This window comes from Veillonella sp. (assembly GCF_032470285.1).
Taxonomy (GTDB): Bacteria; Bacillota; Negativicutes; order Veillonellales; family Veillonellaceae; genus Veillonella.
This window is the reverse complement of sequence record NZ_JAWEKP010000001.1, coordinates 335,565-359,635: the sequence shown is the minus strand read 5'-3', so window position 1 is coordinate 359,635 and position 24,071 is coordinate 335,565. Positions and strand designations below refer to the sequence as shown.

Genomic DNA, 24,071 nt, shown 5'->3' with positions numbered 1-24,071 from the left:
CGAGCTATCATGGCTCGGTTATACCTATGAGGGAAGACTATGTCTGATTTATTGATTACTCATGTAGACGTCCTCACCGATGAGGGGGTTCTAAAAAATCATGCCATTGCAATTAATAATGGTTATATTACAGCTATTTTAAACGATAGTGAAGCTGAAAAGGTAAAAGTCTCTGCTAAGGAAGTACTAGACGGTAAAGGTCAATTGGCTACGCCAGGTCTTGTAAATACACATACTCATATTGCGATGGGTCTATTTAGAAACTATGCAGATGATCTTGAGCTTATGGAATGGCTTGAAACGGCTATTTGGCCAACAGAAGCAAAATTAAATGACGATTATGTACGGTACGGCACACAACTCGGTATTGCTGAAATGTTGCGCACTGGTACCACTACATTTAGCGACATGTATTTCTTTATGAATACTACTGCTGAGGTGGTAAAAGAAACAGGTATTCGCTCTGTATTGTCACGTGGCTTAGCCGGTGTATCCCCAACAGCAGATCAAGCATTAGTTGAAAATGCTGACTTATTCCGCACTTGGAACGGCTTTGATAATGACCGCATCAAAGTATTATTAGGACCACATGCACCATATACTTGTCCAGATACTTATATGGAGAAGGTTATCTCTTTATCTCATGAATTAAACTGTGGCATTCACATGCACTTGTCCGAAACTAAAGGGGAAGTGGAGAATGTAATGAAAGCTACAGGTAAAACTCCAATCGCTCATATGCATGACCTAGGTTTATTCTGGAATACTACATTAGCAGCACACTGTGTACATGTTACAGACGAAGATATGGCAATTATGGCTGAAAATAATGTAGCAGTAGCACATAATCCACAATCTAACCTTAAATTAGCAAGTGGTATTGCACCCGTTCCTGAAATGATTGGTAAAGGTATTACTGTTGGACTTGGTACGGATGGTTCCGCATCTAATAATAATGCGGACATGCTTGAAGAAGTACGCCTTGCGGCTACCTTACATAAAGCACGTCTCTACGATCCTAAAGCCATTCCTGCACAAGCAGCTTGGAATATGGGTACTGTAGAAGGAGCGAAAGCAATTGGCTATACAGACCTTGGTATTTTAGCGAAAGGCTATCGAGCAGATATCGTGCTATATGACGTATCTGGTATGCACTGGATGCCACGTTACAACGATTTAGCGGCACTCGTATACTCTGCAAACAGTTCTGATGTAAATACTACAATTGTAGGTGGCAAAGTTCTTATGAAAAACAAAGAATTGCTTACTATTGATGAAGAAAAACTTCGTGCAGAAATCACTAAGGCTCAAAAGTATTTCAGTAACTAGTATATTAGTAAAGAACTATATCTGTAACTGATTTGCTTTTTCTTGTCTATTTTCGTATTCTTTTAGGTTTATATTTATATAATATAAGTTTGTATGCGAGGTACTGCTATGCTAAAAAGAATATTTCAATACCTTTCACTTTGTATCGCCTTAGTTAGTTTATTGATATTAGCTGGTTGTAGTAGTAATAGTGCGTCTTCTCAGTCTAAAAGACCTGAAGGTGAATGGATCGCTTACTCAGGCTATACCGTTCAAAATGTAGTAAGTGCTGTTGACACACCTATTTTTACGATGAATCTTACAGCTCGAAATGATAGTAAGACGATTTATACAGCAGATATGAAAGCCTATAACTATCAATATACGACGCCTGAAAAGAGACCTGTAATTGAATCTACTCAAATGGTAGGGGATATAAAGGAAGCTCGTCTAAATTATATTACGGCACTTACACTTGTAATGAGTGCTAACGATATAGTAGGTAACGCAGATAGCTCAAATTCAAATACAATCAAGATGGATATTAAGGACATACCAAATACTGATCTTATTTATGATTCAAAAACAGATACTATTAAATTTATGGATCAAACCTTTAAACGAGTTAGTGATACGAACAATTTACAAACATTGGCCGATGCGTATAAGCAAGACCTTCAACTAGCTTCTAATAAATATTTAGAAGACGTTGGTAATGCTGCTAATCCTAAAACAAAATTTATAACAACCTATAGCTTTGATGACTCTATCATCAAGGATAATAAGAAGTAATAAATAAAAGTAAACCCACTCATACTATGATATATTCCTTTATTAGATACTTAATAAAGGAATATATCATTAATATGAGTGGGTTTATTTTGTAATATCTTATTTTGAAGGCTATTTTATTACCTTCACTAAGAACATTGGTACAGGAATATAAAATTCATCTTCTTCGCTGTAAATACGAGGTCCTACGGTGGTATCAATGGTAACAGAGCTAGCACCTAACTTTGTAAGTAGTTCTTTATCCCATTGAGGGCGTGTAAAGGATGAAATTTCAAGCATATGATAAATCGTATGGCACCGCTCTTTTAGCTCATCGCTTACATGTTTATGGGCATGATGAACAGATTGTGGTAAGTCATGGTGATTGCGAGCATGTTCCGCATCATAATTGAGGATTAAACCGCCTGGACGAATGATGCGTAACCATTCAGCATAGGCTTTATCTGGATGTGATAAGTTCCATGTTACATTGCGGGCTACAACGATATCAAAGGTATTAGAGTCAAAGCTGAGATTTTCAGCATCCATGACGGAGAAGGTAGCATCACAATCAAGGGATTCTGCTAGTTGATTTGCTTCGTCTATCATATTAGGCGTAATATCGATGCCGTGTACTGTATGTCCTAGTTGAGAGAGGATAATACTAAAGAAGCCTGCACCACAACCAATGTCTAAAATACGTAAAGAGCGATCAGAATCAAAGATATGACTCGTTAGTTCATCTCTCCATAATTTAAGTTTAGGGCTCTCTAATTCTTTAGCTCGTAAGGTTCCAAAATCGTGAGCTCGATCTGTCCAATAGGATGTAATAAATTCTTTATCATCCTTCATAGGATGGTTCTGTTCAAAAATATCGTTCATACGTTAGTTCTCCTCATATTTTATAATCTTTATAGTACCATAAACAATGAATAAACTATACAGCAAAAATCACATTTATACTATAAATACATAGGGATAGATATGTTATAATATTTTTATATTTTGTTTAATGAAAGGGCAGCGATATGATATTACAAACTGGACAACGTACAGATATACCTGCCTTTTATGGTCAATGGCTGATTAATCGTATACATGAAGGTTTCGTAGACGTTCGAAATCCTTATAATTCACTACAAATAACGCGTTATACTATTAATCGCGAAGTAGTAGATGGTATTGCTTTTTGTACGAAAAATCCCTTGCCATTTATACCATTAATAAATGAAATTGAAGAGTATCGGCAATATTGGCATATGACGATAACACCTTATGGCCGTGATATTGAGCCCTATGTACCGCAATATGAGTCTATAATAGATGGTTTTAAACATATTTCCAATGAGCTTAATCCTCAGTCTATTGTGTGGCGCTATGATCCAATTATTTTAACCAATGAATATACCATAGATTTTCATTTTGAAAGCTTTTATAAAATGGCAAAGTCTTTAAAGGGCTATACTGATACAGTTATCGTTAGTTTTTTAGATATCTTTGATAAGGTTGCTCATAACTTTCCTGAAGGCTATAGACCGAGTTTAGATATTCAAACGAAGATCATTAAAGAATTAGTATCTATAGCGCATTCTCATCAGATGATACTTAAAACCTGTGGAGAAGGGGACGTTTTCAAAGAATTAGGTGCTAATACAGAGGGCTGTCTTACACTAGACTGTTATGAACGTGCTTGGAACGTAAAATTAAAAGCACCGAAACGTACACCAGCTAGACCAGAGTGTAATTGTTATTTACATGGAGATATTGGCGCTTACGATAGTTGTAGTCATTTCTGTCGTTATTGTTATGCCAATACGAATCAAGCCTCAGTTCGCCAAAATCAAATGCAACATGATCCAAATTCTAGCTTACTCATTGGATCACTTTCAAAAACAGCAATTATCAAAGAAAGCACGGAAAAGAGCTGGATTGTAGACGAAACTTTTACACAAGATAGCTTATTTTAACTAGAATTATGGGGAATTACGAAACTCAAATCATTGACGTATCGTGTACAATATAAACAAAAGGGGTTGGGTCACCTCAAGAATATAAGAGAGTTAAACGACTTTTAATTGTTTATGTATTATTACAAGGAGGTGGACTATGATCACCTATAAGACTGACAGTAAAGCATCCATAGAATCTTCTGAATCATCTATGCCAGTACTAGCTATGTGCTACGATTTTGATAAAACCTTAACCCCTGATGATATGCAGGCACAAGGTTTTATTCAATCTGTTGGCTATAACGAAGAGCAAATTAAACAATTCTGGCAAGAATCGAATGAATTGGCTAAAAAGAATGACATGGATAATAACTTAGCCTATATGTACAAGATGATTCAAGAGGCTGTAGGTCATTTCTATATAACGAAAGAAAAGCTTATGGAATATGGCAATCAAGTAGAACTGTATGAAGGCGTTCGTACTTGGTTTGAACGTATTCGGGACTATGGCTTAGAACATGGCGTACGCATTGAGCATTACATCATTTCTTCTGGTTTAAAAGAGATGATTGAAGGCACTGAAATGGCAAAAGAGGGGGCTTTCACAAAAATCTACGCTAGTGCATTTATGTTTGATGATAAGGGCGTAGCCGTATGGCCAGCTCAAGCCATTAACTATACAAATAAAACACAATTTTTATTCCGCATACAAAAAGGGATTCTCGATATTAATGATACAGGAGTTAATGATTATATTAAGCCTGAGAATCAACGAGTGCCGTTCCGGAATATGATTTATATTGGGGATAGCGATACAGATATTCCTTGCATGAGCCTTGTAAATGCCAATGGTGGTCATTCCATAGGTGTATATGATCCTATTAAAAAGGATAAAGATAAGGTCTATAAAATGATGCGTCATCACCGTATTCGGTATTATGCACCAGCAGACTATTCTAATGGTTCAAAGCTAGATACCTTAGTGAAGCAAATTATACGTAAAACAGCGGCGTACGAAGTATTAGAGGGCGAATATATTCATTGTAAATACGAAGCAGAGGAGTAACATGGATAAATCTAAATTAACTAGCGAATGGATTCAAACATTCAACCGATTAGGTTCCGAAGGTAAGTTAAAACCTACTGTACCATATCACGATTTATTTTCTCGTAAAGAGTTAAAAGGGTTTCCTTTACATACATTGCCTATGTGGACTGTAAACTTCCCAACAGGTCATATTACATGCTGTGATCCATTGGTAACGTTACCGAGCAAACCTGATACCTATATTAGAACGGTGGAACCAGGCACGTATTTATTGGAAACTAAAATCATTGAAATGGAACCAAATCAATATCGTTATGTAGCGAGCCGCGTTATATTTAATGGAAATGAGCCGGTAAACTACGAATTAGCCTTGAAAGGTACAGAAGATATTGAAATTCTAGATGATGGTGAAAGCTTTATCGGTTTTCCGGTAGACTCTGGTCTTGCTACAGTTGTGGATGCTGAAACAATTGAGACCTACAGAAAGTTCTACGATCAATGGCATACTAACTATCCGGATAAGAACATTTACGATGATTACTATAGCGATTTATTCCAATTAAATGCTATGGCATATCCTCAATACCAACGATCTAAAGGGGACTGGATTAACTTTACCATCCCTGAAACAGAATTAACTGTACCAATGATTCAATCTGGCTTTGGTGATGGTTTATACCCTGTATATTGGGCATTTGATAAAGATGGACAAATCTGCCAACTTATTATGGAATATATTGATTGCAGCGAAGCGTATCAGTAATCACTAATTTATAATGTATTTCATAAATTTTAGGAGAAAATACTAATGAGGAATCAGCTTTCTAAAGAATGGCTAACTATATATGATCAATTAAATAGTGAAGGAAAATTAGAGGCGCCTATCAATTATGATGATATATTTAATGCTGAAGAACTATTTAATAAAAAGTTATATAGATTACCAATGGGTGATTTTACATTTACAACAGGACATATCTTTGCATGTGATCCCGTTGTAAATCTAGGTACTTTAGAAAATCTTCCTTATTTTAGGAGTGTTGAACCTGGGACATATCCAGTTGAAACATTAGTTGCTGAATTAGGTCCTAATGATTATGGTTATGTTTTAACTAGAGTGTTATTTAAAAGTACAAAACCAGTACGATATGAATTAGCGCTTATTGGCGATGAAGACCTTTCTGAATTAACAGGTGAAGAAAGTTTTGTTGGCTTTTCTGTAGATAGTGCTTTGGCAACTATTGTTGATGTATCTACAGCAGAGGCTTATAAAAAATTTGAAAATCAATGGTATCAAAACAATCCAAATGGTAATATTTACTTAGATTTATTAGAGGAAAAGTTTAAACAAAATGCATTAGATAATCCTAAATATCAACAACCTTTCGGAGATTGGATTATTTTTGAAATTCCAGATACCAATTTATCATTTCCTATGATACGCTCAGGATACGGATGTGGTCTTTATCCTGTATATTGGGGTATTGATAGGGATGGAGATATTTGCCAAATAGTTGTAGAATATATTAGCTGTGATACAACTAATCATCAAATATAATTGAATATAAATAAGGCGCTTAGATAACTAAGCGCCTTTTATAGTATCTTATTCAGTTTAGATCTTTAAATACCAAAGATCCAGTTTACAAGTACACGAATAATACTTAGGGTAAGAACAATTTCCGCAAGAAATCTTAAGGAACTTTCCATACCATTACCAAGATGTTTTAAACCGCCAATTTTGGCTTTGCTTACAATATCACACCAGCACATATAATACCTCCAAAAGAGTTGATATGAGTAAATTACATAGTTTATATGCTTATTTTACAACCTAATTCTAAAAAATTCAATATAAAATTGCTAATATATGAATTACTTCAAATAAAAATCATTTCCATATTAGCTCATTAAGTATGAAATGATTCTCTTAATTATAGTATTAAAATATGGTATTATGAGATTAATTATTATTGTTTTGTATACTGGAGATCTATATATGAGAAAGTTTGTATTAGGCTTAGCTATAGTATTGGTTGCATGTAATATAGCATCTGCAAAAGAATATATTACCTTAGAATCCCCAGCTGGTAATACTATCGTCGATGAAAAAGGGAGTTGGATACTTGGTCCATATGATAACTTACACGTTGATTATATGAAAGCCTCTAATGAATTTGTGTATGGATCCTTTTATGAAAATGGTCAAAAACGATATGTTAATTTAAGTAACCTATCTTATTTACCGGCAGGCTATGAATATGAATTTGATTACTATTATGCGAGAGCCTTAACTGATGGAGGATTTAAACTAGTTAATTCTAATGGTACCTATGCTATTAATGACGTAGTACATAACTATAGCGCTATCAATGATAAATTAATATTAGGACAAAAAGGGGACTATTGGTATCTATATAATAAAACTAATGGCGTTCAAATTATGGGGAATCCTATAAAGGGTGGATGGGAGAACATTAAATTTTATTGGTCAGCAGTAGATAAAAAGAATTTGTTTGAAATATATACTGCTGATGGATATATAAAATACGTAACAGATGAGGGAATATTACTAAGTGAAAGTGAAGCTCTGAACTTAATACATACAAATAACTATGAGAAATCAACTACAGGCGATGGTTCTGGATATGGTGACTTTTCTACCGAGAAGTTTTTCAGTAGATCACCATCAAATGAATATGTTTTATTTGCAGAAATAGATAAAAAAGGCAATACATTATATGGAATGAGAACTAGTGAGAATACGTTGGTAATTCCTGCAGTATATACCTCAATCAAACATTTAGGTAAAAAGTTTGACTACTTTGTAGTTACTGATAAAAATCATAAGTATGGTATTATTGATTCACTAAATAAAATAGTTGTTCCTTTTGAATTTGACTCCTATGAACGATTAAGTGATCGTAGTTTTGTATTAAAATATTCTAAAGGTGTTCAAATATTTAATGCACATTTAGGTAATTTATATAATGATGGATATGATAGTATAGATACATCAAAGCCTATTTATGTATTGAATAAGGTGACGACCGCAACCAAAGGCCAGAAAAAATATGTCATAGATACTAATTCAGGATATGAAGTATTCCAATTACCGGATTATGATGACGATATAACATCATTCTATAATGATTTATATGTTTATAAGTCGGACGGAAAATATGGTCTCATGGATTATGAAGGACACATAGTCGTTGAACCTAAATTTGATAAGGTTACCATAGATGAGCCATTATTAGCTGCATATATTAAAGAAATGGAATCCTTTGATAAATAATGAGTGCATATCTTGTTATTTTTAGAAGTAACTTACATAAACTAGCTTATAGAAATATAGGCTAGTTTTTCTTTTGTTTTTAAATTACTTCCGATAACGATATATTATCGGAAGTTATTTATATAAGAAAATTGGGCCTAAATGGCCCAATCCCTTATGTTATCAAGTTTTTTGCTTATTTTTGCTTATTTACGTTTAAATGTGTATGGTTCGTATTCTACATCATTATGACGGTTAGTCCACCAGTTCCAACCAATTCTTGCTAACTTCCAGGCAATAAATCCTACGATAATCCCTAATACTAAGCCTGTTAATACATCTGTTGGATAATGTGCAAATAAGTAAACTCTAGAGAACGCTACTACTATTGAACCTAACAATGCTAAAATCCCTAAATATCGCTTCTGAGGCGCTATTTGAGTTAAGCCTAGGTAAATGGTCATAGATGATGCAAATGAACCAAAACTATGACCTGATGGGAATGAATAGCTTGTAGCTTTTGGTAGTGCAGATTCTAACGGCACCGTTACATTTGGAAAATCAACAAATGGTCTTAATCTCGCTACATTTGGTTTTAAACCTTGGTCGCCAATTATAAATACAAATCCTAAAGCAATAATAATTGCCACGCCTAAAACGCGATATTTTTTTTGTAGCATTAATAATAAGGCTATTATAATCCATAATGCGCCATTACTTGTGATTTTTGAAATAAATGCCATAATTGGTGTTAAAAAACTATATACAAAATGTTCATGTACATAGAAGATTAAAGAGTGATCAAATTGTAAAATTGTGTCCATAAATTCCTCTTCTATTCTACTCTCATCTAAATGATAATTATTGAGAATATCTTATGCTTTTTATTTTAATAATTAATCTATACTAATTTATTTACGTCTATAATGATTTCTCATTTACAGCCCAAATTATAGCCTAAACTATTTATATCTAATGGTCAATAGTTTAGGCTATATTTCATAAAAACTATAATTATGTTTTCTTTTTGTCACCTTTTTTTACTGCTGCTTCAGATGTAGTAGGCATTGTAATAATTGTATCTACTGGGTCATATACAGACTCAAAGGAATCGGTTTGAGTAACCCAGTTGCCATATGTAATGGTTCTATATGTATTCATTTTCAAGCCTACATGCCCTTCTTGTACCTCTTTTTCTTTTAAAGATGGATCTACCTTAGTTATTGTTTTATTAGGAATCTCACTGTAATCGCCTACAGAGATAGATATATTCTTTGGTTTATCTTGAGCTGTACCGATAATATAAATAGTTAAGGTTCCATTATTCATAACGCTTAAAATATAAATAGAATTCTGATATGGATTTCTAAATTTAAAATCTAAATAGCCCCAAGCTACAGTAGCATCTCTGCCAGCTTGAATATATCCAACTGGCTCAAAATGAGGAGTTCGTTCAACAATATTCATTCCGGATAATAAAGCTGTATTAAAAATAGTAGAACTTACTTGGCAAATACCGCCACCAATGCCAGGAACTAATTTGCCATCAATCATAACAGGTGCATCATCATAGCCAGCTTCTGCAGTACGTTCGCCTACAACATCGTTAAAGGAGAATTGTGCGCCTGGCTTAATGAGTGTACCATTTATCTTATCAGAAGCTAATTGGATATTATGTGTTCTGCTTTCATTGCCTGGATTATACTCCGTTGTGAAAGATGCTAATACAGTATTTAAAGGTTTTAGATCAGTATCGGTAACTTTTACTGTATTCTGCGTAGTAAATACCATAGAAAGTGAATTTATACTATCGCCAGATTGTAAATCATCTTTCAGCTTTTTGAGGGTGGCATCGATATCAATACGTTTACCTTCTTTTGCGGGATGTATTACTACTTGTCCATTTTCAACAGTAAGATATGCATCATGACCAGGTGTATCAATTGTTTTTGCTAACTCAGTGAGATATGTTTTCCCCTTTACTTCGTCTAACTTATATTGTGGTTTAAAATGATGACCATAAAATAAGCCATTAAATCTATGTGACAGTACTGTCCACATATCATCCTCATAGCCGTATGTGGAAATAGCTTTTACCATACCCTCTGTATCGAATTGAATGCCTAAATCATGATATGTAGCTTGTTGTTTTTTATTATTTCCCATATCGATAGATATAGTCTGAGGTATCTTATCGTTCAGCTCTTGTAAACGCGCTTGTAATTTGTTCTTTGGTGTATTTGATAGATCTGTATCATTATAATATACACCATAAGAAATGTTTTCTGTTGGAATGTATGAGCAGCCAGTTGTACCTAAAAGAACAAAGACTGTTCCTACTAATATATATTTCTTCGTCATGTATTGGTAAATTCTCCCAAATAAGTTATTATATTCTCTAATTATAGCATATATAGATCTAATCTATGGTACAATTATATTGATATTTTAAGGGTAAGGGTGAATTATGTCAGAGTCTAAGAAACAACAAAAACATTTCTATTTGCGCAATAACGATGCGCTTATGAATAGTACAAAGTTGTCTATGAAAGCAAAACAAAGCATATTGTTATCTAAGGCCGAGAATACTGTTGATGCTTACGAATCGGATTGGGACGATTTTGTAGATTGGTGTACCTATCAAAAGATATCTTATTTTCCAGCTACACCAGAAACAATAGTAAATTATATTAACGATCTAGCAGATTATGCAAAGGCAAATACAATTTCACGTCGTATAAGTGCTATATCTGAAAATTTTAATGCTTCTAGTCAAAGAAATAATCCGTGTATGGCGCCTATTGTAAAACAGGCCTTACGTGGTATTAGACGGTTAAAAGGAACGTTTCAACAAGGGAAAACACCAGTTTTATTAGAAGATATTGAAGATATTATAGACTGTATGGCTAAGCTAGATGTTCCAGAACTTCAATTATTGCGTGATAAAGCTATTCTTTTGATTGGCTTTATGGGTGCCTTTCGTCGCAGTGAGATTGCAGCTATTACAGTAGAAAATCTTCAATTTTCACCACAAGGTGTTGAAATCTTTGTAGCATCCTCTAAGGCCGACCAAGAAGGTCAAGGGGCCGTGGTAGCTATCCCACATTTATCTGGTTCTCCGTTAGATGCAGTACGAGCCTTACAACAATGGTTACGTGTTTCTGGTATTACTGAAGGACCTGTATTTAGAGGGTTTACAAAAAATATGTCATTACGTAAAACAGCCATATCCGATAAGATGATTTCAGAAATCGTAAAAAAATATATTTCTCTTATTGGTCTAGATCCGACTATGTATGGCGCCCATAGTTTACGTCATGGCTTTGCAACGACTGCAGCAGCTTATGGTGTTGAAGAACGTAATATTATGAGGCAAACACGTCATCATAGTGTAAATATGGTTCGTCGTTATATCAATGAAGCGAATAAGTTTGTAGATAATCCTATCTCTACAATTTTTGAAAAGCGATTTAGATAACAATCATAAATCAGTTGATTTAGACAATAACTATAAATCGTTTAATAACATACATTAGATAACAAAAAGCAGCTATCTCTGTTAGAGTAGCTGCTTTTTTGCGTGGGATTAACCCATATATATTTAGTTTTGAGCCATATAGTCCAAAGCTCTAACTGGACTATCAGATTTATTTGCTGGTACTTTCAAAACGGTACCAGGTACAAGCGCACCAGAATCACTAATATTGTTAAGTTCCTTCATAGCATATACCATTTCACGAACATCCATATCTTTATGAGCTGTACGTGCTGCAATATCCCACATTGTATCGCCTGCTTGAACCTTTACTTCACGTACATTATTATGTGTATTTACCTCTGTTACAGAATTTGACATATTATAACCAAATAATACTGTTAAACACATTCCTAACATCATCAATATATTTTTCATCTCATACCTCACATTTACATCGAACATAATATCTGAGAACATTTGTTTGTTTACATGTTTATAATAGCACACGAACGAATGTTCGGTCAAGCATTTAAGAACAAATGTTTGCAAAAACTTTCAAAATTTCCTATAATAGGGATATAAGTTAAATAAATACCTTATGTTTTTATTATATAGTATGATATGAGTTATTTTTTACGCATAGAAATGTTAACATTATTTTTACATTAAATTGGCTTTGGAGGTTTATCGTGAGACGCCCTGCTACAGATATCAATACAAAACAGCGCCGTATATTAGAATTTATAAAAGATTCATTACATAATGAATATCGTTGTCCTACAGTTCGTGAAATCTGTACACATGTAGGGCTAAGTTCTACTTCCACCGTTCAATCTCACTTAAATACTTTAGAAAAATTTGGTTATATTAAACGTGATCCAAATAAAAATCGTGCTATTACTGTATTAGAAGATACTAAACCTTCTATTTCAGTAGCCGGTAATGAAACGTCTAGCTCTGATAACTTTGAATTTTTAGGTGCTGGACTTAAACAAGTACCTCTTATCGGCACTGTACAAGCAGGTATGCCTATTACTGCAGTAGAAAACCTAGAGTCCACGCTTACATTGCCAGTTCAATTGACTGGTGATTCTGACTGTTTCTTATTACGTGTTCAAGGCGAATCTATGATGAATATCGGTATGTATGAAGGTGATATGCTCATTGTGCGGCATCAAAATACTGCTAATAACGGTGATGTTGTTGTTGCTCGCATTGATGATGAGGCTACCGTAAAACGTTTTTATAAAGAAAATGGTCACATTCGTTTGCAGCCTGAAAATGATGATTTTGATCCAATTATTGTAGATGATTGTCATATTGAGGGTCTCGTAATCGGTCTTGTGCGAGATAGAATATAAACAAAAAAACGGCAACATATTGTTGCCGTTTTTTTGTTACATATATAAAGTTTATTTTTAATGTAAACTATTTTCTCTCCGTAGAGTAGCAAAAATAGCACCTGATATATTATGCCATACACTAAAAATAGCCCCTACTAGCGTCGCTAATGGATTTAATGCAAAATTTGTTGCTGCCAATGTTACGGCTAAACCACTATTTTGCATTCCTACCTCTATTGCTAGCGCTGTAGTTTTATCATATCTTAATTTAAGCAGTGCTCCTACACCTAAGCCTAGTAGTAGACCTAGTATATTATGTATACCAACAACAATAAGTGTTTCAAGCCCAGAAACGAATAGTTTATCCTTGTTGATAGCAATAATGGCTGCTATTAATAGTATAATAGCAATCATTGAGAAGATCGGACTAATGCTGGTTAAAGTATTAATATGTGATTTACATACATATTGGATTGCTGCGCCTAATAAAATTGGCACAATAATAACTTTTACCATAGTAATCATCATAGGTAGTACTTGAACATCTACCCATGCGCCACCGATATATAAGATTAATAATGGTGTAACTATGGGAGCTATTAATGTTGAAGTAATTGTCATTCCTACAGATAAAGGGACATCACCATTGGCAATATAGGTTATAACATTACTGGCTGTTCCACCAGGACAACAACCTACTAATATTACACCAATAACAATATCTGGTGATAATGTGAATATATGGCAAATTCCCCAAGCTAATAGAGGCATTATCGTATATTGTGCAAGTACACCAATACAAATATCTTTTGGATGCCTAAGGATACTACATAAGCTTTCAAACTTAATAGTAAGCCCCATTCCAAACATGGCTATACCAAGTAAAAATGGTGTATAAGCGATTGCCCAAGTAAAGTATTCTGGTACTATATAGGCAATACATGAAAAGCCTAGGATTATAAAAATTAAGTATTTGGAAAGAACGTTGTTGAGTGCAAGTAAATGATTCATAACTTCTCTCCTTAATTTGGATCGTATGAGAAGTTATCGATAAGTCGTGTAGAACCAATATATATAGCCATAGCCACTAATACTGGGGCAGTAACCTCTTGTACAGGTTGCATAGTCTTAGCATCAACAACTGAAATATAATCTATTTTAGCAAGCGGTTCGGTTTGTATTGTTTCTGTCATAGTATCAATGATACATTTAGCAGGACAACCATATTGTATAGTTTGTTTTCCCAATTGAATAGCTTTATACAATATGGTAGCGACTTTCCGTTCTTCACAAGATAAATATGTATTACGAGAAGATTTTGCTAAACCATCTTCTTCACGAACAATGGGAACGCCAATAATATTAACAGGAAAATTTAAATCAAAGACCATTTTACGTATAATTGCTAATTGCTGTGCGTCTTTTTCACCAAAATACGCATTTGTTGGTTGAATAATATTAAAGAATTTTGCCACCACAGTGCAAACGCCTTTAAAGTGAATTGGTCTGCGAATACCACACAATGTATCAGATAAATCCGTAATATTTACAAATGCTTTTTTATCTTGGTACATTTCCTCCGGATTTGGAGCAAAAATAAGATCGACACCATGTGATTCACATAACTTTTTATCGCTATTAATATCACGAGGGTAAGTACTTAAGTCTTCATTTTCTCCAAATTGAATAGGATTTACAAATATAGAGACAATGACCTTATCGTTATTTTTTCTAGCTTGATCTATTAATGCAGCATGTCCTTCATGTAAGAATCCCATGGTTGGTACAAAACCAATTGTGTAACCTTCTTTTCTCCAGCTATTTACTGTATTCCGTACATTTTCGATAGTTGTTATAAATTCCATTATATTCCTCCGTTATATTGTAAATACGAAGATAGTCTCCTATACAGTCTACTGTAATTCGATCAATGACAATTATTTTTGATCAACTAATAAACCATGTTTCTCATAGTTTTTTATATGACTTATCTTGTTATTGTTATCTACAAATACAACGAGAGGATTATAGCTCTCAACTTCGCTTTCATCAAGCTGTGCATAACACATGATAATTATCTTATCATGTACTTGCACATGTCGTGCAGCAGCACCATTTAAACATATAACACCACTACCTGCTTCTCCGGCAATAGTATATGTACTAAAACGTGCTCCATTATTGATATTTACAATTTGAACTTGTTCATATTCTCGTATTCCGGATGCATTCAATAAATCTGTATCAATTGTAATGCTCCCTACATAATCAAGCTCTGCTTGTGTCACAGTAGCTCTGTGAATTTTACCTTTTAACATTGTTAGTATCATGCTAAACTCCTTGTGTTTTAAATGTACCCGCCATATTGGTCGGTTCGAACTTTCACAATTTGTCTGTTTATCATGAATTAACAGTAGACTAGAGTATAGTTAAAAATACTATCTCCAGAGAAATTATACCATAATTATAAATTTTTACATTAAAATACAATTAATATAATACAAATAATGTCACTCTAATCAAAAATAACAGTAAGATTGTAGTATAAAATAAAAACCAGTAGCTACAATGTAGTTACTGGTTTTTATTTTATACTGATATTTTATTTTAGATATTCTGCTAATGCTTTATCAATATATGCTGCTTCATCAGCCGTCGGTTCACACATTGGTAAATTAAATTTTCCCACAGGTAAGCCAATTTTACGGGCTGCATATTTGACAGGAATCGGATTTGTGGTGATAAACATTGCTTTTATGATTTCTGATAAGCCTTGATGAATACGAATCGCTTCGTGGTTATGACCAGATTCATAAGCTTGAATCATAGCATTCATATCTTTGCCTGCTACATGAGATACTACGGATACTACCCCACATCCTCCAATAGATAACATCGGTAATGTAAGACCATCGTCCCCACTATATACCATGAAATCATCTCCAGGCATTAAACGCTTAATTTCAGAAGCAATCATTAAATTACCACTTGCCTCTTTGATAGCACAAATATGTGGATATTCGTTATGTAGTTGTACTAAGGTAGTTGGGAAAATACCTGTCCCCACACGACTTGGTACATTATACACCATAATTGGCAATGTAGTAGCTTCTGCAATAGTTTTAAAATGCAAATATTGGCCTTGTTGGTTAGGTTTATTGTAATAAGGTACTACAACTAGCAAACCATCGATACCATCGATTTTAGAGACTTCCTTTACAAATTCTGCAGAAGCTTTTGTATCGTTACTGCCTACATTGGCAATAATCGAACCTTTATGTCCACATTCTTTTGCAATCGCATTAAATAGAGCTAATTTTTCGTCTCTAGACATAGTTGGGTTTTCACCCGTTGTACCACAAACTACAAGACCATCAGAGCCATTATCTAACAGATAATTGGCGATATCTATACAATTTTCAATATTTACAGATCCATCACTATTAAAGGATGTCACCATAGCTGTTAACACTCGACCAAAGGTTTTCATATATATCCTCCCCTTGATAGATTAAAATGCTTGTTTTTCCACCAAGTACTCAGCAATTTGCAACGCATTAAGAGCTGCACCTTTACGAATTTGGTCCCCTACAATCCAGAAGTTCATACCGTTGTCATTGTATAAGTCTTTACGAATACGACCTATTTCACAGTCGTTTTGATTAGATGTATACAATGGCATAGGGTAAATTTGTTCAGCAGGATTATCTTTAACTTGTAAACCAGGGAATTTTTCACATGCCGCCTTGAAAGCCTCTACAGATACAGGTTCTGCTGTTTCTACCAAGACAGATTCAGAATGAGAGCGATATACAGGAACACGAACTGTAGTTGGAACTACTTGAATAGTTTCGTCATGAAGAATTTTTTGCGTTTCGTAAACCATCTTCATTTCTTCTTTAGTATAATCATTTTCTAAGAACACATCAATTTGTGGCAATAAGTTGAATGCTACAGGATAGTGTTTAGGAGCAGAGCCGGTTGGCAACAGATTTGCTGTCATTTCTTCGCCTGCAGTATATTGTTTTACTTGATTTTCAAGTTCTTCAATACCTTCTTTACCTGCCCCAGATACAGCTTGGTATGTACTTACAACTACACGTTTAATTGGAGAGAGATCATGAAGAGGTTTTAATCCTAAACTCATGATAATTGTAGAGCAGTTAGGATTTGCAATGATACCTTTATGTTTCAAAATATCTTCTGGGTTAACTTCTGGTACTACGAGTGGAACTTCAGGATCCATACGGAATGCACTAGAGTTATCGATTACAATAGCACCGCGTTTAGCGGCTTCAGGCGCTAATGTTTTAGATATAGAGCCACCTGCAAATAGCGCAATATCAATATTATCAAAAGATTCAGGTTTTGCTTCTTCTACAATATATGTTTTACCATTCACAGTAAGTTCTGTACCTGCAGAACGAGCGGAAGCTAATAGTTTTAAGTTTTCATAAGGAAAGTTACGTTCTTCAATAAGTGTAATAAATTCAGCACCTACTGCACCAGTAGCACCTAGAATAGCAACATTAGGTTTTTTCATTGATACATCTCCTTGCACAAAAATTATAAATAATGTTCTAAACCGTATGTTAAGCCAGTTTTAGAACTAATTTTTTTACATGCTAATACTACGCCTGGCATAAAAGATAAACGGCTTAAGCTATCATGACGTATGGTTAATGTTTCATCATAACCACCAAATAATACTTCTTGATGAGCCACATAACCTGGAAGGCGTACACTATGAATTGTTACATCGTCAACCTTAGCACCACGAGCACCTGGTAAGCTTTCACGAGTTAAGTCTTCATCGGCAGTTACCTTAGCAGCTTGTTTAGCATCATTAATTAATTTTGCTGTTAAAATCGCTGTGCCAGAAGGAGCATCATATTTGTGATTATGATGTAATTCTATAATTTCCACATTAGGGAAATATGGAGCTAATTCCGCAGAAACTTTCATCATCATAACAGCACCAAGTGAGAAGTTTGGAGCTACTAGACAATTTGCATTATTGGCACGACCAATTGTATCTAGTTCATCACGTTGCTCATTTGTTAATCCAGTAGTGCCAATCACTACATGAATACCGGCAGCTAACATTTTCTTAGCGTTTTCATAGATAACAGCTGGATTTGTAAAATCTACGATAACATCAGGTTTATTTGTACCAATTACCTCATCGATGGAGGCATTCATCTTGATACCTACTTGTTCGATTCCTGCTACGGAGCCTACATCTTCCCCTGCCTTAGTCGGATCAATACCACCAACTAAAGTTAAATCAGGATCGTTATGTACTGCTTTGACCACTTCACGACCCATTTTGCCGCCAGCGCCATTTACCATTACTCGAATCATATATACCTCCAAAAAAGCCAGTGGATGCATCCACTGGCCTTATAGATTATATAGCTATATATACTCTTACGAAAAGCTCAATGATAGCACTCCACCAATACAAGATTGATGACAGTTGTCTATCTATTAAATAGACAACCAGAACGATGAGTCGCAATCATCGAACTTCGGCAAGCATCCCTTTTATCATGGATCAATGCATGCCTACTCCTCATGATTACTCTTAATACTCGCACCTCTATCAACATATTCATTTAATACTATTAGTATAAGTAATTATGCGATATTAGTCAATTAAAATGGTCAATAAGTTCTTTCGCCGCCGCAAGTGCTGTAGCAGACATTCCCTTACCAGACATCATAGACGCGATTTGTGTTACTCGTTCTTCCTCATTTAAGACTACTAATGTAGAGATTGTACGATCATCTTCCTCGATTTTAGATAGATGATAGTGTTGTTTCGCAATACTTGCAGTTTGAGGCAAATGGGTAATACAAAATACTTGATTTGTTCTAGATAAATTAAGTATTTTTTCTGCCACCTTAAGTGCTATATCACCGCTGATACCAACGTCAATTTCATCAAATACCATCGTTTTAAAAGCGTCACTGCGGAATACTGATTTAAAGGCTAATGCAATGCGAGCTAACTCACCGCCAGATGCTACTTTATGTAGAGGTAATAACTGTTCCCCTTTATTTGCGGAGAATAACATTTCAATAGACTTTGCACCTAATGAGGATAATTCAGTTCCCTCTTCAATATGAAATTGAATATCCCCTTTGGGCATCCCTAGATCCACTAATTCTTGATGTAAGGCCGTAGCAATCTCTTTTGCATTTTTTTGACGTACCTCGTGTAAAACTGTTAACGCTTCTTCTGCTACCCTTTTTGCTTCTTCAAAACGTGTTTCTAATTCATCTTGAGCAAATACAAGGCCTTCTAGTTCTTCTAAACGAGATTGCGCCTTTTCTTCGTATGCTAGAATATCTTCTACGGTTTCACCATATTTTTTCTTTAAGCTATAAATTGTGGTATCTCTGTCTTGGCAATACTTATAACGTTCTTCATCGTAGCTGATAGTATCCCTGTAACGATCTAAAGACTGTGCAGCTTCTTCTAGTTGGAAATAAGCAGAGTCCACCATTTCTGAGACTTCTTTTAACTCACTGTCATATTTTACTAGATCATTAACCTCTACCTTAATCGAGTTAATCGTATCAAGTAATGGTTGACGTCCATTATAAAAGGCATCATAACAAGAACCTAATACCTTATCGATATGTTCAAAACTGTCTAGACGCTTAAGTTCTTCAGCAATAGTTACATCTTCACCAACACTCAGACCAGCATCTTCAATTTCGTCGATTTGGTATCTAAGCATATCAAGCTCCCGGGCTCGCTCAGACATATTCTCTTGTAAATGATCTACATCTTGTTTTGCTTGCTTATAAATTTTATACGCATCAGTATAAGCTTTATAGGCTTCTTTTCCTTCTTTATTAAAAGTATCTAAATATTCATGATGTATATCAGTGTCTAGTAAACGTTGGTTGCTATATTGTCCGTGAATATCTGCTAAGTATTGACCAATCTCCTTTAAAGCTTTTAAAGGTATTGGTTGATCATTAGCCAATATACTAGATTTGCCATTACGATTAAAAGATCTAGATAGAATTAACTGGCCTTCTTCTATCATGATATTTTTAGACTCTAATAGGTCTTGAATACTTTGGTGATTAGCAATATCAAATATTCCATCAATAACAAAACTATCTTTACCGTGACGAATAAACTCGCTACTTGCGCGTTCTCCTAATAGGATACTAAAGGCATCCATAAGAATGGATTTCCCTGCCCCAGTTTCGCCGGTAAAGATAGTAATGCCATCATTAAATGAAATATTCATTTGCTCAATCAACGCAAAGTTGCGAATGCTCATTTGCGTTAACATATTATTAGTCCTTCATTAAATCTTGAATTTTCGCTAAAATTGCTGGAACTTCAGCTTCGGATTTTGCAATTAACAAAATAGTATCGTCCCCTGCTAATGTACCAATAATTTCAGTCCATTTTGCATGGTCGATAGAAAATGCTACAGATTGAGCAGAACCAGGGATTGTATGTAATACAACTTGGTTTAAACTGTGATCAACCTTAATCAAAGAATCTTGGAATAGTCGGTTAATACGGCTACGAGATAAAACTACATTTTCCTCTGGAGATAATGCATAACGATAATGTCCATCGCCTGTAGGAATTTTGATTAACATTAATTCCTTAATATCACGAGAAACTGTAGCTTGTGTAACTTCAATACCTTCTTCTAGTAAAGCCGCAGCTAATTCCTCTTGTGTTTCAATCGCCTTGGACTGCACGATCTCTTTAATTTTGTTATAGCGATAGCGTTTCATTTTGAACTCCCTTTTTTAAACCTTGCACATAAAAGAGAATAGTATCTTTCTGATAATATTATACCATATATTCATAATTAATATATGGTATAAATCGCATATATTATACGTCTTATGCATATTATATTAATATTTAAAATATTGTTAATATTCTATATATTGATAACGTACAAATTCATAGCTCATAAGGTTCATCTATTTATAGGGAATTAATAATTTAAAAATAGAAAAATATACATGTATAATTAAAATCCCCTATAAAGGGGGTTTTACTAACTGAGTATGAGTTTTATTCATAATGAATAAAGATATATTTCGTTTTATCGTTTTTGCAATATAAATAACTCAGGTGGATTATGTATTTGGTTCATCGGATGCCAATGACATACATTATATATTTTCTGATCTAAATCTGATAAATACGATTTAAGAGACTGCATTTCTTCAAATCCCTCTGTTGTTCCAGGGTAAGCAACTATTGTAATAACTCCAGACTTGGAAAGTTTTTGTAAACCTTCATTTATGGCATCAATGGTTTGGTGCGGTTTTGTTACAACTTGGTGATCTCCTCCAGGTAAATATCCGAGGTTAAAAATCATTAAATCAATAACTTCATCTTTTAATTGATGAGCTACCGCCAAATCATGAGAGTCATGAATAAACGTTAAACTTACTTCTGGCGCAATATCATTTGATTGTAAAAGCTCCTTGCTAGTTTTAATAGCTTTCATTTGAATATCAATTCCATATAGATGGCATGCTTTTTGTGCCCGTTTAGAAAGGTATAAAAGATCATGGCCATTACCACATGTAGCATCTACTACCACTTTGGCATTTTCCATGCATCGATCCCAGATTAAATGTTGGAATTGAACAGCATTGTTAATGTTAATCACAAAACCACCCCACTTGAGATTTGGTTATAACAATTCATCTCGACGAGATGCTAACTTTTTAAATAGAGTACCAAAGAAACATTGATCCTTGAATCGTACAAATAAACAATATACAGGGTTAGAACTTATATGTAAGGTTTCTTTATTTGTAAAAGTATAGTCAAATGTACCATCAATACAAATATGTAATTGTGGTTCTCTTTCCGGCATTGTAATTTGAATCGTATCATGTTCCTCCAAAACAAGGCTTACACCTTGAATTAAATGTGGTGCTACTGGGGTGACAATGATTGATCGATTATCTGGTTTCATGATTGGACCACCAGCCGATAGATTATAGCCGGTAGAACCTGTAGCAGAGGAAATAATTAAACCATCCGATGGATACATTTGCGTGTGTTGATTATTTATGGACATATTAATTCGAGCCATTTTAGCAGGCTCAGCACGAGTGATAACAATTTCGTTAATGATAGGAACTAGTTCTTCCTCTTTACCCTCATGACGTTCTATATAAGCATATAAATGTCCACGCTTTTCAATATTATAATCACCATTAGCAATACGTTTAATATGACTTTGCATTTGATGAATTTCAATTTGATTTAAAAAACCTAGTTCGCCAAGATTAATACCACAAACAGGTACATTATATGGATAAATTTGTCTTGCAAGATGGATGATGGTACCATCACCACCAAAACTAAAGGCAATATCGATTTGTTTGAAGATTTCTGGGCGACTTAAAATATGAGTTTTAGGAATCTTAAGTACTCGTGCAGGTGCATCTGATTCGAGATCATCTGGCAAAAATACTTCGATACCTTCATCTTTACAAATATGTGCAGCCATTTTTAGAACTGCCATAATATTGCTTTTCCCCATATTGGGGAAGAATCCGATACGCATAGTAATCTCCTATAATGAATGGGCTTCTGCAACCACTGTATCAATCAAAGTATTATCAATGGTTAAGGCCCCTTCTTCGTACTTTTTAAAATAACCTAAAAACTCTATATTACCTTCCATACCTTTAATTGGTGAGAAAGTTAAGCCATGTGTATACAATCCACAATCATACGCAACGTGTAGAATACGATGTAAAACTTCTTTATGGATTTCACTATCTCGCACTATACCGCCCTTACCAACATTTTCTTTACCCGCCTCAAATTGTGGTTTTATTAAGGCCACAAGTGAGCCCGTATCTTTTAATAAATTAGTAGCTACTGGTAAAACTTTGTCTAAAGAAATAAATGCTACATCAATAGAAATAAAATCAACAAGTTCACCTATTTGTTCAGCAGTAACAGTACGGATATTTTGTTTCTCCATATTAATTACACGTGAATCTTGGCGTAATTTCCAAGCTAATTGATTATATCCTACATCGATGGCAAAGACCTTAGACGCACCGTTTTGTAATGCGCAATCTGTAAAACCACCTGTACTAGCTCCTATATCAATCATCACAGTCCCATGTAAATCGATAGGGTAAGTTTGAATAGCCTTTTCTAATTTAAGTCCTCCACGACTTACATAAGGTAAAGTATTGCCTTTTACAATAATATTGGCATCCACAGGAATCTTGGTGCCTGCTTTATCTATGCGCGTAGTATCCATAAATATAAGGCCCGCCATAATAGCTGCTTTTGCTTTTTCTCTACTTTCAAAAAGGCCTCGATTAACGAGGAGTATATCTAATCGTTCTTTATTGCTCATATTACACCATGATAAATACAATAAAACTGAATAAAGGCCACAAGAATACCGAGAATTAAACCACCAAATACTTCGATAGGTGTATGTCCCAACAACTCTTTTAATGCTTCTTTACGTGTAATGACAACAGGTATATTTTTTTTCGTAAAGTAATCTACAATTTGATTAAGTATTTGAGCTTGTCGTCCTGCCTCTAATCGTACACCAGACGCATCATACATAACAACAATTGAAAATACTAAGGATAATATAAATAGATCCGTTACACCATTTTTAAGGTAAATCGCTGTTGTTGTAGCAATTACAAATGATGTATGTGAACTTGGAAAACCACCAGATCCAACAAGGCGCTCTGGTCGGAATTTACCATGTCTTAAGAGTTGCCATACAAATTTGATAGCTTGAGCCGTAAACCAGCCCCAAAATGCAGCTTGTGCGATATAATTATGTGCTATTTGTGGTAATATATCAATCATTGTTTATACCTTCTACAGGTAATA

At 34.4% G+C, this 24,071-nt stretch carries 26 protein-coding genes and 1 riboswitch; of the genes, 9 read left to right on the top strand and 17 right to left on the bottom strand.

The window, feature by feature from the left end:
- The first annotated feature begins 39 nt into the window (after positions 1-39).
- Both E7B10_RS01745 and E7B10_RS01740 read left to right on the top strand, forming a co-directional pair.
- Entirely contained in the window at positions 40-1,329 is a 1,290-nt protein-coding gene (locus tag E7B10_RS01745) for an amidohydrolase (protein ID WP_287511157.1), read from the top strand.
- A gap of 108 nt (positions 1,330-1,437) precedes the next feature.
- A complete protein-coding gene (locus tag E7B10_RS01740; RefSeq protein WP_316055454.1) occupies positions 1,438-2,100 on the top strand; it encodes a hypothetical protein in 663 nt (220 codons plus the stop codon).
- A 111-nt stretch (positions 2,101-2,211) separates the two neighbouring features.
- On the opposite strand, the gene E7B10_RS01735 is transcribed toward E7B10_RS01740, so the two are convergent.
- A complete protein-coding gene (locus E7B10_RS01735) occupies positions 2,212-2,961 on the bottom strand; it encodes a class I SAM-dependent methyltransferase (RefSeq protein ID WP_316055453.1) in 750 nt (249 codons plus the stop codon).
- A gap of 146 nt (positions 2,962-3,107) precedes the next feature.
- Here E7B10_RS01735 and E7B10_RS01730 point away from each other — a divergent pair, with 146 nt between their 5' ends.
- The 4 genes from E7B10_RS01730 (at position 3,108) to E7B10_RS01715 (ending at position 6,634) form a co-directional block, all read left to right on the top strand.
- On the top strand, positions 3,108-4,046 hold the full coding sequence (locus E7B10_RS01730) for a DUF1848 domain-containing protein (RefSeq protein ID WP_287510737.1): 939 nt from the start codon (positions 3,108-3,110) through the stop codon (positions 4,044-4,046).
- A 139-nt stretch (positions 4,047-4,185) separates the two neighbouring features.
- Entirely contained in the window at positions 4,186-5,094 is a 909-nt protein-coding gene (locus E7B10_RS01725) for an HAD family hydrolase (RefSeq protein WP_024062570.1), read from the top strand.
- 1 nt (position 5,095) lies between these two features.
- Entirely contained in the window at positions 5,096-5,839 is a 744-nt protein-coding gene (locus tag E7B10_RS01720; RefSeq protein ID WP_287510734.1) for a DUF4241 domain-containing protein, read from the top strand.
- A gap of 45 nt (positions 5,840-5,884) precedes the next feature.
- On the top strand, positions 5,885-6,634 hold the full coding sequence (locus E7B10_RS01715; RefSeq protein ID WP_024062572.1) for a DUF4241 domain-containing protein: 750 nt from the start codon (positions 5,885-5,887) through the stop codon (positions 6,632-6,634).
- A gap of 65 nt (positions 6,635-6,699) precedes the next feature.
- On the opposite strand, the gene E7B10_RS01710 is transcribed toward E7B10_RS01715, so the two are convergent.
- The gene (locus tag E7B10_RS01710) at positions 6,700-6,849 is read right to left on the bottom strand and encodes a hypothetical protein (protein ID WP_009352573.1); all 150 of its coding nucleotides are present in this window, start codon (positions 6,847-6,849) and stop codon (positions 6,700-6,702) included.
- Positions 6,850-7,075: 226 nt separating this feature from the next.
- On the opposite strand from E7B10_RS01710, the gene E7B10_RS01705 reads away from it, so the two are divergent.
- Positions 7,076-8,374, top strand: a complete 1,299-nt coding sequence (locus tag E7B10_RS01705) for a WG repeat-containing protein (RefSeq protein ID WP_316055452.1) — start codon at positions 7,076-7,078, stop codon at positions 8,372-8,374.
- A gap of 185 nt (positions 8,375-8,559) precedes the next feature.
- Here E7B10_RS01705 and E7B10_RS01700 read toward each other — a convergent pair whose 3' ends face one another.
- Together E7B10_RS01700 and E7B10_RS01695 are read right to left on the bottom strand one after the other, a co-directional pair.
- Positions 8,560-9,003, bottom strand: a complete 444-nt coding sequence (locus E7B10_RS01700; protein WP_316055451.1) for a phosphatase PAP2 family protein — start codon at positions 9,001-9,003, stop codon at positions 8,560-8,562.
- Positions 9,004-9,367: 364 nt separating this feature from the next.
- A complete protein-coding gene (locus E7B10_RS01695; protein ID WP_101928278.1) occupies positions 9,368-10,714 on the bottom strand; it encodes a VanW family protein in 1,347 nt (448 codons plus the stop codon).
- Positions 10,715-10,820: 106 nt separating this feature from the next.
- Here E7B10_RS01695 and E7B10_RS01690 point away from each other — a divergent pair, with 106 nt between their 5' ends.
- Positions 10,821-11,831 carry a site-specific integrase gene (locus E7B10_RS01690; RefSeq protein ID WP_287501569.1) on the top strand — a complete coding sequence of 337 codons (1,011 nt, stop codon included), beginning with the start codon at positions 10,821-10,823 and terminating at the stop codon, positions 11,829-11,831.
- 123 nt (positions 11,832-11,954) lie between these two features.
- Here E7B10_RS01690 and E7B10_RS01685 read toward each other — a convergent pair whose 3' ends face one another.
- Positions 11,955-12,266, bottom strand: a complete 312-nt coding sequence (locus tag E7B10_RS01685) for a LysM domain-containing protein (RefSeq protein WP_101928276.1) — start codon at positions 12,264-12,266, stop codon at positions 11,955-11,957.
- Positions 12,267-12,520: 254 nt separating this feature from the next.
- Here E7B10_RS01685 and lexA point away from each other — a divergent pair, with 254 nt between their 5' ends.
- Positions 12,521-13,192, top strand: a complete 672-nt coding sequence (lexA, locus tag E7B10_RS01680) for a transcriptional repressor LexA (RefSeq protein ID WP_008600953.1) — start codon at positions 12,521-12,523, stop codon at positions 13,190-13,192.
- A gap of 57 nt (positions 13,193-13,249) precedes the next feature.
- Here the strand turns inward: lexA and E7B10_RS01675 are convergent, their stop codons facing one another.
- The 12 genes from E7B10_RS01675 to E7B10_RS01620 all read right to left on the bottom strand — a co-directional run bounded on the left by E7B10_RS01675 (position 13,250) and on the right by E7B10_RS01620 (position 24,047).
- Positions 13,250-14,185, bottom strand: coding sequence for a bile acid:sodium symporter family protein (locus E7B10_RS01675; protein WP_287510729.1), 936 nt, complete (start codon positions 14,183-14,185; stop codon positions 13,250-13,252).
- Positions 14,186-14,196: 11 nt separating this feature from the next.
- Entirely contained in the window at positions 14,197-15,039 is an 843-nt protein-coding gene (gene panC / locus E7B10_RS01670) for a pantoate--beta-alanine ligase (protein WP_287501980.1), read from the bottom strand.
- A 72-nt stretch (positions 15,040-15,111) separates the two neighbouring features.
- On the bottom strand, positions 15,112-15,504 hold the full coding sequence (gene panD, locus E7B10_RS01665; protein WP_316055450.1) for an aspartate 1-decarboxylase: 393 nt from the start codon (positions 15,502-15,504) through the stop codon (positions 15,112-15,114).
- Positions 15,505-15,776: 272 nt separating this feature from the next.
- Positions 15,777-16,664: a 4-hydroxy-tetrahydrodipicolinate synthase gene (gene dapA / locus E7B10_RS01660; RefSeq protein WP_287510728.1), complete on the bottom strand. Its 888-nt coding sequence runs from the start codon at positions 16,662-16,664 to the stop codon at positions 15,777-15,779.
- A gap of 21 nt (positions 16,665-16,685) precedes the next feature.
- Positions 16,686-17,717: an aspartate-semialdehyde dehydrogenase gene (locus E7B10_RS01655; protein WP_021148151.1), complete on the bottom strand. Its 1,032-nt coding sequence runs from the start codon at positions 17,715-17,717 to the stop codon at positions 16,686-16,688.
- A 23-nt stretch (positions 17,718-17,740) separates the two neighbouring features.
- A complete protein-coding gene (gene dapB, locus E7B10_RS01650) occupies positions 17,741-18,538 on the bottom strand; it encodes a 4-hydroxy-tetrahydrodipicolinate reductase (RefSeq protein WP_287510727.1) in 798 nt (265 codons plus the stop codon).
- A 76-nt stretch (positions 18,539-18,614) separates the two neighbouring features.
- A riboswitch (Lysine riboswitch) is annotated at positions 18,615-18,787 on the bottom strand.
- A 41-nt stretch (positions 18,788-18,828) separates the two neighbouring features.
- Positions 18,829-20,493, bottom strand: coding sequence for a DNA repair protein RecN (gene recN / locus E7B10_RS01645; RefSeq protein ID WP_287501874.1), 1,665 nt, complete (start codon positions 20,491-20,493; stop codon positions 18,829-18,831).
- 4 nt (positions 20,494-20,497) lie between these two features.
- The gene (gene argR / locus E7B10_RS01640; RefSeq protein ID WP_004695825.1) at positions 20,498-20,953 is read right to left on the bottom strand and encodes an arginine repressor; all 456 of its coding nucleotides are present in this window, start codon (positions 20,951-20,953) and stop codon (positions 20,498-20,500) included.
- Positions 20,954-21,273: 320 nt separating this feature from the next.
- On the bottom strand, positions 21,274-21,849 hold the full coding sequence (locus E7B10_RS01635) for a class I SAM-dependent methyltransferase (RefSeq protein WP_021148148.1): 576 nt from the start codon (positions 21,847-21,849) through the stop codon (positions 21,274-21,276).
- A gap of 24 nt (positions 21,850-21,873) precedes the next feature.
- Positions 21,874-22,758, bottom strand: coding sequence for an NAD(+)/NADH kinase (locus tag E7B10_RS01630; protein ID WP_077708416.1), 885 nt, complete (start codon positions 22,756-22,758; stop codon positions 21,874-21,876).
- Between the two features lie 9 nt (positions 22,759-22,767).
- Positions 22,768-23,571, bottom strand: coding sequence for a TlyA family RNA methyltransferase (locus E7B10_RS01625; protein ID WP_077708415.1), 804 nt, complete (start codon positions 23,569-23,571; stop codon positions 22,768-22,770).
- A complete protein-coding gene (locus E7B10_RS01620) occupies positions 23,568-24,047 on the bottom strand; it encodes a divergent PAP2 family protein (protein WP_004695814.1) in 480 nt (159 codons plus the stop codon). The genes E7B10_RS01625 and E7B10_RS01620 overlap by 4 nt, the downstream gene beginning before the upstream one ends.
- Positions 24,048-24,071: the final 24 nt, after the last annotated feature.

Coding starts and splice junctions, on each gene's coding strand:
- E7B10_RS01740 (WP_316055454.1), top strand. CDS start 1,438: ATGCTAAAAAGAATATTTCAATACCTTTCACTTTGTATCGCCTTAGTT.
- E7B10_RS01690 (WP_287501569.1), top strand. CDS start 10,821: ATGTCAGAGTCTAAGAAACAACAAAAACATTTCTATTTGCGCAATAAC.
- argR (WP_004695825.1), bottom strand. CDS start 20,953: ATGAAACGCTATCGCTATAACAAAATTAAAGAGATCGTGCAGTCCAAG.
- E7B10_RS01710 (WP_009352573.1), bottom strand. CDS start 6,849: ATGTGCTGGTGTGATATTGTAAGCAAAGCCAAAATTGGCGGTTTAAAA.
- E7B10_RS01675 (WP_287510729.1), bottom strand. CDS start 14,185: ATGAATCATTTACTTGCACTCAACAACGTTCTTTCCAAATACTTAATT.
- E7B10_RS01745 (WP_287511157.1), top strand. CDS start 40: ATGTCTGATTTATTGATTACTCATGTAGACGTCCTCACCGATGAGGGG.
- E7B10_RS01705 (WP_316055452.1), top strand. CDS start 7,076: ATGAGAAAGTTTGTATTAGGCTTAGCTATAGTATTGGTTGCATGTAAT.
- panC (WP_287501980.1), bottom strand. CDS start 15,039: ATGGAATTTATAACAACTATCGAAAATGTACGGAATACAGTAAATAGC.
- dapA (WP_287510728.1), bottom strand. CDS start 16,664: ATGAAAACCTTTGGTCGAGTGTTAACAGCTATGGTGACATCCTTTAAT.
- E7B10_RS01685 (WP_101928276.1), bottom strand. CDS start 12,266: ATGAAAAATATATTGATGATGTTAGGAATGTGTTTAACAGTATTATTT.
- panD (WP_316055450.1), bottom strand. CDS start 15,504: ATGATACTAACAATGTTAAAAGGTAAAATTCACAGAGCTACTGTGACA.
- E7B10_RS01735 (WP_316055453.1), bottom strand. CDS start 2,961: ATGAACGATATTTTTGAACAGAACCATCCTATGAAGGATGATAAAGAA.
- recN (WP_287501874.1), bottom strand. CDS start 20,493: ATGTTAACGCAAATGAGCATTCGCAACTTTGCGTTGATTGAGCAAATG.
- E7B10_RS01720 (WP_287510734.1), top strand. CDS start 5,096: ATGGATAAATCTAAATTAACTAGCGAATGGATTCAAACATTCAACCGA.
- E7B10_RS01630 (WP_077708416.1), bottom strand. CDS start 22,758: ATGCGTATCGGATTCTTCCCCAATATGGGGAAAAGCAATATTATGGCA.
- E7B10_RS01715 (WP_024062572.1), top strand. CDS start 5,885: ATGAGGAATCAGCTTTCTAAAGAATGGCTAACTATATATGATCAATTA.
- E7B10_RS01730 (WP_287510737.1), top strand. CDS start 3,108: ATGATATTACAAACTGGACAACGTACAGATATACCTGCCTTTTATGGT.
- E7B10_RS01655 (WP_021148151.1), bottom strand. CDS start 17,717: ATGAAAAAACCTAATGTTGCTATTCTAGGTGCTACTGGTGCAGTAGGT.
- E7B10_RS01625 (WP_077708415.1), bottom strand. CDS start 23,571: ATGAGCAATAAAGAACGATTAGATATACTCCTCGTTAATCGAGGCCTT.
- dapB (WP_287510727.1), bottom strand. CDS start 18,538: ATGATTCGAGTAATGGTAAATGGCGCTGGCGGCAAAATGGGTCGTGAA.
- E7B10_RS01695 (WP_101928278.1), bottom strand. CDS start 10,714: ATGACGAAGAAATATATATTAGTAGGAACAGTCTTTGTTCTTTTAGGT.
- E7B10_RS01725 (WP_024062570.1), top strand. CDS start 4,186: ATGATCACCTATAAGACTGACAGTAAAGCATCCATAGAATCTTCTGAA.
- E7B10_RS01620 (WP_004695814.1), bottom strand. CDS start 24,047: ATGATTGATATATTACCACAAATAGCACATAATTATATCGCACAAGCT.